This window comes from Streptomyces sp. NPDC057253, from assembly GCF_042669125.1.
Taxonomy (GTDB): Bacteria; Actinomycetota; Actinomycetes; order Streptomycetales; family Streptomycetaceae; genus Streptomyces.
The window spans coordinates 1-13,229 of record NZ_JBHUXV010000095.1 but is presented as its reverse complement, the minus strand read 5'-3'; the positions used below and the strand labels follow the sequence as shown (position 1 = coordinate 13,229).

Below are 13,229 nucleotides of genomic sequence, written 5' to 3'. Positions count from 1 at the left end.
CTCGATCTCTCCCGCTGCGTAGATATGTCTGCGCAGTCATGTCAGCGCAGTCATACTGAAACAGGCCACGCTGACGGCTGCCGGAGATCAGGAGAGACCCATGGCACGACTGGCAGGCCGCGGCACCGGCACCGCACCACGCAGCATCGACGTGGCGCGGCTGGCGGGCGTCTCGCAGAAGACGGTGTCCAGGGTCATGAACGGTGAGCAGTACGTCTCCGGCGACCTGCGCCGACGAGTCCTGGACGCGGCCGAGACCCTCGGCTACCGGCTGAACCACGCGGCCCGTGCGCTGGCCTCGGGCCGGACCCGGTCCATCGGTGTGGTGACGCTCGGTACGGCGCTCTACGGTCCCGCCTCACTGCTGATGGGCCTGGAGCGGGCCGTCCGGGACACCGGTTACGCGCTCCGGGTGGTCAACAGGGTGGAAGGCGACGCCGCGGGGATCGCCGGTGCCGTCGACTCGCTCCTCGACCAGGGCGTGGACGGCATCGTCATCTCCGAGCCGATCGACGAGGAGGGGGACGCCGAGGTCGCGGTCCGCGCCGACGTGCCGTTCCTGATCCTCGGTGCGCCGCCGCCGTTCACCGCGCACCGGGTGGTGACCGCGGGGCTCGTCGCCCACCGGCTGGCGCGGGCCGTCACCGGGCATCTGCTGGACCTGGGGCACCCGACCGTCCACCATCTCGCCGGGCCGCAGCGGTGGTACGCCGCCAGGGACCGGAGGGAGGGCTGGCGGGCGACGCTGGCCGCGCACGGCAGGCGCGAACCGCCTGTGATCGTGGGCGACTGGTCGGCGGCCTCCGGGTACCGGGCGGGGCTCGAACTGGCCGAGGACCGTGGCCTTACGGCGGTGTTCGCCGCCAACGACGACATGGCCATCGGGCTGATCCGGGCGCTCCTGGAGCACGGTCGCCGGGTGCCGGAGGACGTCAGTGTTGTGGGTCTGGACGACATACCGGTCGCCGCCTATGTGACTCCGCCGCTGACGACGGTCCGGCAGCCGTTCGACGCGACGGCACAGGACGGCCTGCGACGTCTCGTCCACGCCATCGAGAACCCGGACGCGGACCCCATCCCGGTCGAGGACCCACCGGTCAACCTCGTCGTACGGGCCTCGACGGGGCCTCCACCGAGCGGGGCGGTGTCGGCGGGCGGGGCGGTCTTGGCGCGCGGGACGGCAGCACCTGGGGGGACGGCGCGGACGGCCGCGCCGGATGCGTCGGACATTCCGTCAGGTCCGCCGAACCGTGCGACCGCGTCGGGGCGGTTGGTCTCGCCCGGGCGAACGTCCTCGGGGGCTCGGCGGACCACCGCCTGACCAGCCGGCCCCACCCCGCAGTTCCGCCGCCCGGCACCCCCTTCCCCGATCCCGATGGGAGACCCGCCCACCCGCAGCGCGCACCCGCATCCCCCTCCCACCCCGCACCCGAGTGCGCGAGCCGAACCCGCCGTGCCGGATCGTCGTACTGCTCACTCATCTGCGTGGAGGCCTGGGCGGCTCCCCCCGAGCCGATTGCCCGCCCAGGGCCTCTGCCCCCTTCCGCCCTCCCCGGCGGGAGCCCCCCGCCTGCCGTCGAGCGTGACGTGCTCGGCCCCGGCGCCCGTGAGGAACACCCCCGCGGCCGGCCGGCCCCCGACCTCGTCCCGTCTCCCGCGCGAACCCCGCTTCCGACTTCCCGAACAGCACGCCCTCGCCGGTGCGCCGATTCCCTACGCCCTCTACGGAGTCCACCATGTCGACATTCCTCTCAGCCGCCTCCTCGGCCCCCCTGAACCGCCGCGGCTTCCTCGCCGCGACCGGAGCCCTGACCCTCGCGAGCACCCTCTCCGCCTGCGGTGGCAGCGGCGGTAGCGGATCCGGCGGTTCCTCCGCCAAGGCGGTCAGCCAGGCCGACATCGACAAGGCGATGAAGACGCCCACCGAGTTGGTCTTCTGGACCTGGGTCCCGAACATCGACAAGGAGGTCGCGCTCTTCCAGGCGAAGTACCCGGCCATCAAGGTCAAGGTCGTCAACGCCGGACAGGGCGTCACCCACTACACCAAGCTGCGCACCGCGCTCAAGGCCGGCAGCGGCGCCCCCGACGCCGTACAGATCGAGTACCAGGCGATCCCGACCTTCACCATCACCGACAGCCTGCTGGACCTGCGCCCCTACGGCGCCGCCAAGCTCAAGGACACCTTCGTCGACTGGACGTGGGGACAGGTCAGCGGGGCGAACGGCGAGGTCTTCGCGATCCCCCAGGACACCGGCCCGATGGGCATGCTCTACCGCAAGGACATCTTCGACAAGCACCGGATCGACGTCCCCACCACCTGGGACGAGTTCGCGGCCGCCGCCCGCAAGCTGCACAAGGCCGACCCGAACGTCTACCTCACCAACCTCGCCGCGAACGAGGCTGCCGCCTGGCACGGCCTGCTCTGGCAGGCGGGGGCCAAGCCCTACGCCCTCTCCGGCAAGAGCGACATCACGATCAGCGTCGACGACGCCGTCTCCCGCAAGCTCGGCGACTACTGGGGCGGCCTCGCCAGGGAAGGCGTCATCGGCACCGAGCCCGACTTCGCCGACTCCTGGTACGCCGCGCTCAACAAGGGCAAGTACGCCACCTGGATCACCGCGGCCTGGGGCCCGTCGTTCCTCTCCGGTTCGGCCAAGGCCACCGCCGGCCACTGGCGCGCGGCCCCGCTGCCGCAGTGGGACGCGGCCAAGCCGAGCGCGGGCAACTGGGGCGGCTCGACCACCGCGGTCGTCAAGGGCACCAAGAACCCGATCGCCGCGGCGCTGTTCGCGCAGTTCCTCAACAGCGACCCGGCGAGCGCGAAGATGTTCGCCACCGAGCAGTTCTTCTTCCCGGCCACCAAGGCCCTGCTCGGGGACGCGAGCTTCACGGGCGACGCACCCTCCTTCTACGGCGGCCAGAAGGTCAACCAGGTCTTCGCCGACGTCAGTTCCACGGTCTCGCCCACCTTCCAGTGGCCGCCGTTCCTCGACCAGGCGGCCACGGACTGGACCGAGACCGTGGGCAAGTCCCTCGCCGACAAGACCGACACCGTCCGCGCGCTGGGCGCCTGGCAGACGCGGCTCACCGGCTACGCCAAGAAGCAGGGCTTCACGGTCACGTCCTGACGACCCGTCGGGTCCCGCACCGACCGGCCGGGACCCGCCTCGCCCCCTCCTGCCCCCGCCCTCTCCTGCCCCTGCCCCCTCCCTCAGAAAGGCCCGACGATGACTGCCACAACCGCGGCCTCCCCCAAAGGCCGGCGCCGAGACGGGCCGGCCCGCCCCGCGCGCGGTGGCAGACGCCACCGCCGGTCGGCCGGGCCGCTGTTCGTCGCCCCCTTCATGGTGCTGTTCCTCCTGCTCTTCCTCGCCCCCCTCGGCTACGCCGCCTACCTCAGCCTCTACCAGGAACGGCTGATCGGCGGGACGGTCTTCGTCGGCCTCGACAACTACGTCCAGGCCGTGACCGACCCCCTGCTCATCCACGGTGTCGCACGCGTCGCGCTGTTCTTCGTGATCCAGGTCCCGCTGATGCTGCTGCTGGCGCTGCTGTTCGCCCTCGCGCTCGACAGCGGCCTGCTGCGGCTGGCCCGGGTGATCCGGCTCGGCATCTTCGTCCCGTACGCCGTGCCGAGCGTGGTCGCCGCCCTCATGTGGGGCTATCTCTACGGCCCGGACTTCGGCCCGTTCGCCCAGCTCAGCCGTGACCTCGGCCTGCCGGTGCCGCGGTTCCTCAGCGACGGCTGGATGCTCGGGAGCCTCGCGAACATCGTGACCTGGGAGTTCGTCGGCTACAACATGATCATCCTGTACGCCGCCCTGCGCACGATCCCGACCGACCTGTACGAGGCCGCCGCCATGGACGGCGCCGGTGCCTGGCGGATCGCCTGGTCGATCAAACTCCCCGCGCTGCGCCCGGCACTGCTGCTCACCCTGCTGTTCTCGGTGATCGGCAGCTTCCAGCTCTTCAATGAACCCGGTCTGCTGATGAAGATCGCCCCGGACGTGATCAGCAGCTCCTACACCGCCAACCTCTACGCCTACTCCCTCGCCTTCACCGGCCAGCAGGTCAACTACGCGGCCACGGTGTCCTTCCTCCTCGGCGTCGTCATCGTGATCGTCTCCTACGCCGTCCTGCTCACCGCGAACCGCAGGAGGACGTCATGACGACCACTCCCCAGCCCCCGGCCTCGCTCATGCAGGAGACCCCGCTCCCGGTGACCCCGACCGCGAAGCCGGCGCGTGCCGCCCTGCCGAGGCGGCGTCCGCGCGGCCCCCGCCGCAGCACCCCGCTGACCATCGCCATGCTGGCCGCCCTCGCCTACTTCCTGCTGCCCCTGTTCTGGCTGGTCATCGCCTCGACCAAGAGCACCCAGGACCTGTTCAACAGCTTCGGCCTGTGGTTCTCGCACGCCCCGCAGCTGCTGACCAACGTCAGGGCGACCTTCACCCAGGACGACGGTGTCTTCGTGCACTGGCTGCTCAACACGGCCGTGTACGCGGGCGTCAGCTCCGTCGGCGCCGCACTGCTGGCGGCGGCCGGCGGGTACGGGTTCGCCAAGTTCCGCTTCCGTGGCGACCGGGCCGCCTTCAACCTCGTGGTCGGCGCCGTCATGGTCCCGGCCACCGCGCTGGCCATCCCGACCTATCTGCTCTTCGCCAAGGCGGGCCTGGTCAACACCCCGTGGGCGGTCATCCTGCCCTCCCTGGTCAACCCCTTCGGCCTCTACCTGATGCGGGTCTACGCCGAGGACGCCGTACCCGAGAGCCTCCTGGAGGCCGCCCGCATCGACGGGGCCGGCGAGCTGCGGATCTTCTTCCGGATCGTGCTCCGGCTGCTGGGCCCCGGTCTGGTGACCGTCCTGCTGTTCACGCTGGTGGCGACCTGGAACAACTACTTCCTGCCGCTGATCATGCTCAACGACCCGAACCTGTACCCGATCACGGTCGGCCTGTCCTCCTGGGCCGCGCAGGCCCAGAACGGCGGGTCCGGAGCCAGCAGCGACATGCTCGCGCTCGTGGTGACCGGCTCGCTGATCTCGATCGTCCCGCTGGTCGTGGCGTTCCTGATGCTCCAGCGGTACTGGCAGAGCGGCCTCGCCTCCGGCGGCGTCAAGCAGTAGCGCACCCCTCTTCCTTCTCTCCCTCTCCCGGAGGTTCCCCCCATGGCGGCCCTGCCTGCCCGTGTCCTGTTCGGCGCCGCGTACTACCACGAGTACACGCCCGCCTACGACCCCGAACTCCGGCCGGACGAACGGCTGAAGACCGACCTGGACCTGATGGCCGAGGCGCACTTCAACGTCATCCGGGTCGGTGAGTCGGTCTGGTCGACCTGGGAGCCGAGCAACGGCAGCTTCGACCTCGACTGGCTCCAGCCCGTCCTCGACGGCGCCCATGAACGCGGCATCTCCGTCATCCTCGGCACCCCGACGTACGCGGCCCCGCCGTGGCTGGCCCGGCAGTACCCGGAGATCACCGCCGAGCGCGCCACCGGGCAGCGGATGGGCTGGGGAGCCCGGCAGGAGATCGACTTCACCCACCCCGCGTTCCGCTTCCACGCCGAGCGGGTCATCCGGAAGATCGCCGCACGCTACGCCGACCACCCGGTGGTCATCGGCTGGCAGGTCGACAACGAACCCGGCCTGCACCTCCTCCACAACCGCGGGGTCTTCCAGCGCTTCGTGGACCACCTGCGGGAGAAGTACGGCGACGTCGAGACCCTCAACCGCGAGTGGGGCCTGGTCTACTGGTCGCACCGGCTCTCCGACTGGTCCGACCTGTGGACGCCCGACGGCAACGAACAGCCCCAGTACGACGTCGCCTGGCGGGAGTTCCAGGCCCGCCAGGTCACCGAGTTCATCGGCCGGCAGGCCGACCTCGTCCGCGAGTACGCGCGCGAGGGGCAGTTCGTCACCACCTGCATCTCGTACACCCGCCAGGGGGTGTCCGACGACGAGCTCGCCGCCCGCCTCGACATCGCCTCCGGCAACCCGTACTACGACATGCAGGACGGCCTGCTGCTGCCCGACCCCACCCCCGACACCCACGAGCAGGTCTGGAAGACCACCGGCGTCTGGTCGATGTACCAGACCGCCGACTGGATGTTCTCCTCCCGCCAGGAGCCCTTCCTGGTCACCGAGACCAACGCCCAGAGCATCGGCTTCGCCTGGGACAACCGGCCCGGCTACGACGGCCAGTGGCGCCAGGCCGCCTGGGCGCACGTGGCACGCGGCGCCCGGATGATCGAGTACTGGCAGTGGCAGACCCTGCGCTTCGGCGCGGAGACCTACTGGGGCGGAGTCCTCCCGCACACCGGAAAGCCCGGCCGCACTTATGCCGAACTGGCCCGGCTGGGCGCGGAGTTCGAGAAGGCGGGCCCGCTGGTCGCCGGGCTCGAACCGGACGCCGACCTCACGCTCGTCTACTCGACGCCCAGCAAGTGGCTGATGCAGAAGTACCCGCCGCTTGCCACCCCCGACGGCTCACCGGACGCCGCCGCCTACCACCGCCTCTTCGACCCCTTCTACCGCGGTGCCTTCGACGCCCGCCGCCAGGTGCGGATCGTGCACGCCCGGCAGCTGGGGGACCTCACCGCGCAGGAGGCCGTGGAGCGCCACCCGGTCCTCGTGGTCCCGGCCCTGTACGTCGTCGACGACGGCACCCTCGACCGGCTCGCGGCCTACGCCCACGCGGGCGGCCACCTGGTCCTCGGGCCCCGCACCGGCTACGCCGACCACGAGGCGAGGGCCCGGCTCACCCCGGCCCCCGGCCGTCTCGCCGACGCCGCGGGGGTGACGTACGACGAATTCAGCAACCTCCACCAGGACGTGCCCGTGCACGGGACGCCCGGCAGCCCGCTGCGGCTGACCGGGTCCGCCACCGCGACCCGGTGGATCGAGTGCCTGAACGCCACCGACGCCGAGGTGCTCGCGGGCTACGACCACCCGCACTTCGGCCGGTGGCCGGCCGTCACCACCCGCCGGCACGGCGCGGGCCGGGTCACCACCGTCGGCACCGCGCCGGGCCGCGAACTCGCCCGCGCGCTCGCCGAGTGGCTGGCGCCCACCGCGAGCCACGGCTGGCAGGACCTCCCCGAGTCGGTCACCGCGACGACCGGCACCTCTCCCGACGGCCGTCGGGTCCACATCGTCCACAACTGGAGCTGGGAGTCCGCACGCGTGAGCGTGCCGGCCGACCTCTCCGACGTTCTGGACGGCACGTCCGTTCCGGCCGGCACGGCGCTGGCTCTCGGTCCCTGGGACGTCCGCGTGCTCATCACCGCAACACCGTGACATCTCCGAAGGAGGGGCAGTGAAGAGAAGAACCACAGCAAAGGCGCTGTGCAGCTCCCTAGCGGCGGCGGCACTGCTGGCCGGTTCCATGGCCGGCGCACAGGCGTACAACCCGACCGGCGGGACCCTGTACCAACTGGGCAGCGAGCCGTGCCTGAAGGGGCGGGGCAACTGCGCGGTCTACCCGAAGTCGGCCCAGCTCCCCGGCGGACGGCTGGTCGCGTCCTTCGAGAAGTCGACGGTCGTGACGTCCTCGGGCAGCGCGGCCGGGCAGACCCTCCCGGTCTACAAGAGCGACGACGACGGAACGAGCTGGCAGCCGCTGTCGGAGGTCAAGGCACCGGCGTATCTCTCCAAGGACCCCAAGTACGCCAAGTACACGAGCAACTGGACCAACCCGTACCTGTACGTCCTCCCGCGGAGCGTCGGCGCGATGAAGGCCGGCACCCTGCTCCTCGCGAGTGTCGTCTCCGGTGACGACTCCTACTACAAGGAGCACAAGGCGGCCGACCCGAACTGGACCCCGTCCAACGACGGGGACCGCAGCGATCTGGCCATCGCCCTGTACTCCAGCACCGACCAGGGCACGAGCTGGAAGGTCGTCAACGTCGTGGCGACCGGTGGCCGGCAGGGCGGCAGCGCGGGCGCGGTCGGGTGGAACGTCGCCGCCGCCAACACGTACCAGCAGGTGGACCCGCTCTGGGAGCCGTACCTGATGGTCTACAAGGGCAAGCTGGTCTGCTACTACTCCGACGAGAACGACTACGTCGGCTTCGACCCGGTCACCGGCGTGCCCAGGAAGGACCCCGCCAACGACACGGCCACCGACTCGCACGGCCAGATCCTGGTGCACCGGACCTGGGACGGGAAGAGCGCCGACTGGAGCGATCCCGTCGTCGACATCTCCGGGTCCGTCCAGGACATGGGCGGTGGCAAGACCGAGATCGGCGGCGGCCGGCCGGGCATGACCAACGTCGTGCCCACGACCGACGGCAGGTGGCTGCTCACCTTCGAGTACTGGGGCGGCGGCGCCAACACCCGGTACGTGATCGCCGACGACCCGCTGAAGTTCTTCAAGGGCAGCCAGACGGGCATGTCGGTGGGCTCGCTGCCGGTCCTCGCCGGTTCCCGCCCGCTCAGCGGCGGGGGCAGCCCAGTGCTGATCCGGCTCCCCGACGGGCGTCTCGTCTACAACGCGGCGAACAGCGGTGACGTATGGGTCAACGACAGCGGGCGCAGCGACGGTGTGTGGACCGAGTACCAGACGACCTCGCCGGCCGGCTACAGCCGCAACCTCCAGTACGTCGACGGCACCGGCCGCGTCGCGATCCTCAACAACCAGGGCACGTCCACGATCGCCTTCGCCGAGGTCGACCTGGGTGACTCGGCCGGCGCGTACTACCGGCTGGTCAACCGCAGGACCGGCCGGGTGATCGGCACCGGCAACAGGACCAACGACGCCAACCTCGGCAACGCGGACACGCCGGACGTGGTCCTGGAGGACTCCGGCGCGGCGGCGAACCGGGACACCCAGTACTGGCACGTGGTGACCGAGCCGGGCGGCGGTACGACCCTGCTGAACAAGTCGGGCGGCCGCGCCGCCGCCATCTGGACGGGCAACGCCACCGTCGGACAGCGCATCGGCCAGTGGGTCGACAACAGCTCGACCGGAAGCTGGAACCTCGTCCGGACCTCCGACGGCTACTACAGGCTTCAGGCCGTCAGGAACACGAGCCTGTACCTGACCGGTGCGACCGCCGGGGCCCCGCTCACCTTGCAGAGCGCGGCCACCGACGGCTCGCAGGACTGGAAGCTCGTCCGTTAGCCGGAGGGTGGTGGTCCGGCGTCATTTCCGGGCCGCCACCATCTATCTGCCGTTCGACGGGCGTGTCATACTCCCGGGCAGAATATCGAACGTCATTCGAAATCTCGAACAGAGGGGTGGAGTGAGGGTGAACGCGGACAACAGCGGACAGCGGCCTGATTCCGAGACCTACGTCGTGGGGATCGACTACGGGACCCTGTCCGGGCGGGCCGTGGTGGTACGCGTCTCCGACGGCGCCGAACTGGCCGCCGCCGAGCACCCGTACACCCACGCCGTACTCGACCGGCAGCTGCCCGACGGAACCGTGCTGCCGCCCGACTGGGCGCTTCAGGTCCCGTCCGACTACATCGACGTCCTGCGGACCGCCGTACCGGAGGCGGTGGCACGCGCCGGAGTGCGACCGGACCAAGTCATCGGTATCGGCACGGACTTCACGGCCTGCACGGTCCTGCCGGTGCTCGCCGACGGCACCCCCCTGTGCGAGCTGCCCGAGTACACCTCCCGCCCGCACGCCTACGTCAAGCTGTGGCGCCACCACGCCGCCCAGGCCCAGGCCGACCGCATCACGGACCTGGCCGTGGAGCGCAAGGAGCCCTGGATCAAGCGCTACGGCGGAAAGATCTCCTCGGAGTGGGAGTTCGCCAAGGCGCTGCAACTCCTGGAGGAGGACCCCGAGATCTACGGCCGCACCGAGCGCTGGATCGAGGCGGCCGACTGGATCGTGTGGCGGCTGTCCGGCACCTACCTCCGCAACGCCTGCACCGCCGGTTACAAGGGCCAGTTCCAGGACGGCGTCTACCCCTCGCCCGAGTACCTCGCCGCGCTCAACCCCGGCTTCGCCGGCTTCGTGAGCGACAAGCTGGAGCACCCGATCGGCCAACTCGGGGACCGCGCAGGCGGGTTGACCGCCGAGGCGGCGGCCTGGACCGGACTCCCGGAGGGCATCGCGGTCTGTGTCGGCAATGTCGACGCCCATGTCACCGCGCCCGCGGCGACCGCGGTGGAGCCGGGCCGGATGGTGGCCATCATGGGCACCTCGACCTGCCATGTCATGAGCTCCGACCAGTGGGCCGAGGTGCCCGGCATGTGCGGGGTCGTCGACGGCGGCATCCTGCCCGGCCTGTGGGGCTACGAGGCGGGCCAGAGCGGTGTCGGCGACATCTTCGGCTGGTTCGTGCGCACCGGCTTCCCCGCCGGGTACGCCGAGGAGGCCGCCGCCCTCGGCCGCGACCCGCACGAGCACCTCACCGCGCTGGCCGCCGAACAGGCCGTGGGGGAGCACGGGCTGATCGCGCTGGACTGGCAGAGCGGCAACCGCAGCGTCCTGGTCGACCACGACCTCAGCGGCGTCGTCGTGGGCCTGACCCTGTCCACCCGCCCCGAGGACGTCTACCGCGCACTCCTTGAGGCCACCGCCTTCGGCACTCGCACCATCATCGAGGCGTTCACGGCCTCCGGGGTGCCCGTCGAGGAGCTGATCATCGCGGGCGGCCTGACGAAGAACGCGCTGCTGATGCAGATCTACGCCGACGTCACCCGCCTGCCCCTGGGCGTCATCGACTCGACGCAGGGCCCCGCGCTGGGCTCGGCGATGCACGCCGCGGTCGCCGCGGGCGCCTACCCGGACATCCGCGCCGCCGCCCAGGCGATGGGCAAGGCGCGTCCCGGCGTCTACCGGCCCGACCCCGAGCGGGCGGCGGCCTACGACCGCCTCTACGCCGAATACCGGCTCCTGCACGACTACTTCGGCCGCGGGACCAACGAGGTCATGCACCGCCTGCGCCGCATCCGCGCCGAAGTCTCCGCCTCCTCCTGACCTGATTGCCCGAAAGGAACCACCCCCATGAACACCGACGCCCCCGCCTACCCCGATCACGAGATCTGGTTTCTCACCGGCAGTCAGGGCCTGTACGGCGACGACGTGCTGCGCCAGGTGGCCGACCAGTCCCGGAGCATCTCCGAGACGCTGGGCCGTCCGGGCAAGGTGCCGGTCAAGATCGTGTGGAAGCCGGTGCTGACCGACGCCGACGCGATCCGCCGGATCTGCCAGGAGGCCTCCGCGTCCGACACCTGCGTGGGTGTCATCGCGTGGATGCACACCTTCTCCCCGGCCAAGATGTGGATCGCGGGCCTGTCCGCTCTGGACGTGCCGCTGCTGCACCTGCACACCCAGTACAACCTGTCGCTGCCCTGGCCGAGCATCGACATGGACTTCATGAACCTCAACCAGGCCGCCCACGGAGACCGGGAGTTCGGCCACATCGAGTCCCGGGTCGGCGTCGACCGCAAGATCGTCGCCGGGCACGCCACCGACCCCCGGGTCGTCCGGCGCGTGGCGGCCTGGGCCCGCGCCGCCGTCGGCCGCCATGCCTCACGCACCCTGCGCCTGGCCCGGTTCGGCGACAACATGCGGGACGTCGCGGTCACCGAGGGCGACAAGGTCGAAGCCCAGCTGCGGTTCGGGTTCTCGGTGAACACCTACGGCGTCAACGACCTGGTGGCGGTGGTCGACGCGGTCGAGGACAAGGCGGCCGCCGAACTCGCCTCCGAGTACGTCGAGTCGTACGACGTCGTCCCGGCCCTGCGCCCGGGCGGCATCCGCCACGACTCCCTGCTGTACGCGGCCCGCCAGGAGATCGGCCTGCGCAGCTTCCTCACCGAGGGCGGCTTCACCGCGTTCACCACCAACTTCGAGGACCTGGGCGGCCTGCGCCAGCTTCCCGGTCTCGCCGTGCAGCGCCTGATGGCGGACGGCTTCGGCTTCGGCGGCGAGGGCGACTGGAAGACCTCCGCGCTGCTGCGGGTGATGAAGCTGATGGGGGCCGGGCTGCCCGGCGGCACCTCCTTCATGGAGGACTACACCTACCACCTCGGCCCCGGCACCCCCCGCGTGCTCGGCGCCCACATGCTGGAGGTCTGCCCGTCGATCGCGGCCAACCGGCCCAGCTGCGAGATACACCCGCTGTCCATCGGCGGCCGTGAGGACCCGGTCCGCCTGGTCTTCAACGCCGCCGAGGGCCCGGCCGTCGTCGTCGGCCTCTCCGACCTCGGCGACCGCTTCCGCCTGACCGCGAACGCCGTCGACGTCATCGCCCCCAGCGAACCCCTGCACCGCCTGCCCGTCGCCCGTGCCGTGTGGAAGCCGCAGCCCTCGCTCGCCGAGTCCGCCGAGAGCTGGCTGCTGGCCGGCGCCCCGCACCACACCGTCCTCAGCTCGGCCGTCGACCTGGAGACCCTCACCGACTACGCGGCCATGACCGGCGTGGAACTCCTCACCATCGACCAGAACACCAGCACCGAGCAGTTCGCCAAGGAGATCAGGTGGAACGCCGCCTACCACCGTCTGGCGCAGGCGCTGTGATGCAGGTGCGTGACGGCCTGCGGCAGGAGGTGCTGGACGCCAACCTGGCCATTCCGCAGGTCGGCCTGGCGACCCTGACCTGGGGCAATGTGAGCGGTGTCGACCGTGAGGCCGGGGTGTTCGTCATCAAGCCCTCGGGAGTGCCGTACGAGGACCTGACCATCGACCACCTGGTGACGGTACGGCTGTCCGACGGGGCGGTCGTCGACGGCGACCTGCGGCCCTCCACCGACACCGAGACCCACCGCTGTCTGTATCTGGCGTTCCCGTCGATCGGCGGAGTCACCCACACCCACTCCACCCGTGCGGTGGCCTTCGCCCAGGCCCGCCGCGACATCCCGGTGCTGGGCACCACCCACGCCGACACCTTCAACGGGCCCATCCCCGTCACCCCGGACCTGACCGCCGAACAGTGCGCGAAGGACTACGAGTACAACACCGGCCGCGTGATCGTGGACCTGCTCAAGGAGGACGACCAGAAGGCGATCGAGGTCCCCGCCGCGCTGGTCGCCAACCACGGCCCCTTCACCTGGGGTGCGACCGCCCGCAAGTCCCTGGAACACGCGATCATCTGCGAGGCCGTCGCCGACATCGCCCTGCACACCCTGTCCCTGTCCCCGACCTCACCGCCGCCCCCGCACCTGCTCGCCCGCCACTACACCCGCAAACACGGACCCGACGCCTACTACGGCAACCCGTGACAACCACTGGATCCACGGGAGGAGGGGGCGTGTGACGCAAGGTCACAC

Annotated in this window: 9 protein-coding genes; all 9 read left to right on the top strand. The window is 70.8% G+C overall.

Annotated elements, in window-relative coordinates; genetic code table 11:
* Positions 1–100: 100 nt before the first annotated feature.
* The 9 genes from ACFULQ_RS36190 (at position 101) to araD (ending at position 13,181) form a co-directional block, all read left to right on the top strand.
* Positions 101–1,321 (top strand): LacI family DNA-binding transcriptional regulator, encoded by a 1,221-nt coding sequence (locus tag ACFULQ_RS36190; RefSeq protein ID WP_383552230.1) that lies wholly within the window; start codon positions 101–103, stop codon positions 1,319–1,321.
* 415 nt (positions 1,322–1,736) lie between these two features.
* Positions 1,737–3,128 carry an ABC transporter substrate-binding protein gene (locus ACFULQ_RS36185; RefSeq protein ID WP_383552227.1) on the top strand — a complete coding sequence of 464 codons (1,392 nt, stop codon included), beginning with the start codon at positions 1,737–1,739 and terminating at the stop codon, positions 3,126–3,128.
* A gap of 99 nt (positions 3,129–3,227) precedes the next feature.
* Positions 3,228–4,169: a carbohydrate ABC transporter permease gene (locus ACFULQ_RS36180; RefSeq protein WP_383552225.1), complete on the top strand. Its 942-nt coding sequence runs from the start codon at positions 3,228–3,230 to the stop codon at positions 4,167–4,169.
* The gene (locus tag ACFULQ_RS36175; RefSeq protein ID WP_383552223.1) at positions 4,166–5,125 is read left to right on the top strand and encodes a carbohydrate ABC transporter permease; all 960 of its coding nucleotides are present in this window, start codon (positions 4,166–4,168) and stop codon (positions 5,123–5,125) included. The genes ACFULQ_RS36180 and ACFULQ_RS36175 overlap by 4 nt, the downstream gene beginning before the upstream one ends.
* 42 nt (positions 5,126–5,167) lie before the next feature.
* Positions 5,168–7,294, top strand: a complete 2,127-nt coding sequence (locus ACFULQ_RS36170) for a beta-galactosidase (RefSeq protein WP_383552220.1) — start codon at positions 5,168–5,170, stop codon at positions 7,292–7,294.
* 88 nt (positions 7,295–7,382) lie between these two features.
* Positions 7,383–9,119, top strand: a complete 1,737-nt coding sequence (locus ACFULQ_RS36165; RefSeq protein WP_383552285.1) for an RICIN domain-containing protein — start codon at positions 7,383–7,385, stop codon at positions 9,117–9,119.
* A gap of 127 nt (positions 9,120–9,246) precedes the next feature.
* Positions 9,247–10,935, top strand: coding sequence for a ribulokinase (gene araB / locus ACFULQ_RS36160; RefSeq protein ID WP_383552217.1), 1,689 nt, complete (start codon positions 9,247–9,249; stop codon positions 10,933–10,935).
* Between the two features lie 27 nt (positions 10,936–10,962).
* A complete protein-coding gene (gene araA, locus ACFULQ_RS36155) occupies positions 10,963–12,480 on the top strand; it encodes an L-arabinose isomerase (protein ID WP_383552215.1) in 1,518 nt (505 codons plus the stop codon).
* Complete coding sequence (araD, locus tag ACFULQ_RS36150; protein ID WP_383552212.1) at positions 12,480–13,181, top strand: L-ribulose-5-phosphate 4-epimerase AraD; 702 nt, start codon at positions 12,480–12,482, stop codon at positions 13,179–13,181. The genes araA and araD overlap by 1 nt, the downstream gene beginning before the upstream one ends.
* Positions 13,182–13,229: the final 48 nt, after the last annotated feature.

What these genes read in the sequence shown, in the direction of transcription:
- ACFULQ_RS36190 (WP_383552230.1), top strand. Translation starts at nt 101, where the DNA reads ATGGCACGACTGGCAGGCCGCGGCACCGGCACCGCACCACGCAGCATC.
- ACFULQ_RS36185 (WP_383552227.1), top strand. Translation starts at nt 1,737, where the DNA reads ATGTCGACATTCCTCTCAGCCGCCTCCTCGGCCCCCCTGAACCGCCGC.
- ACFULQ_RS36180 (WP_383552225.1), top strand. Translation starts at nt 3,228, where the DNA reads ATGACTGCCACAACCGCGGCCTCCCCCAAAGGCCGGCGCCGAGACGGG.
- ACFULQ_RS36175 (WP_383552223.1), top strand. Translation starts at nt 4,166, where the DNA reads ATGACGACCACTCCCCAGCCCCCGGCCTCGCTCATGCAGGAGACCCCG.
- ACFULQ_RS36170 (WP_383552220.1), top strand. Translation starts at nt 5,168, where the DNA reads ATGGCGGCCCTGCCTGCCCGTGTCCTGTTCGGCGCCGCGTACTACCAC.
- ACFULQ_RS36165 (WP_383552285.1), top strand. Translation starts at nt 7,383, where the DNA reads ATGGCCGGCGCACAGGCGTACAACCCGACCGGCGGGACCCTGTACCAA.
- araA (WP_383552215.1), top strand. Translation starts at nt 10,963, where the DNA reads ATGAACACCGACGCCCCCGCCTACCCCGATCACGAGATCTGGTTTCTC.
- araD (WP_383552212.1), top strand. Translation starts at nt 12,480, where the DNA reads ATGCAGGTGCGTGACGGCCTGCGGCAGGAGGTGCTGGACGCCAACCTG.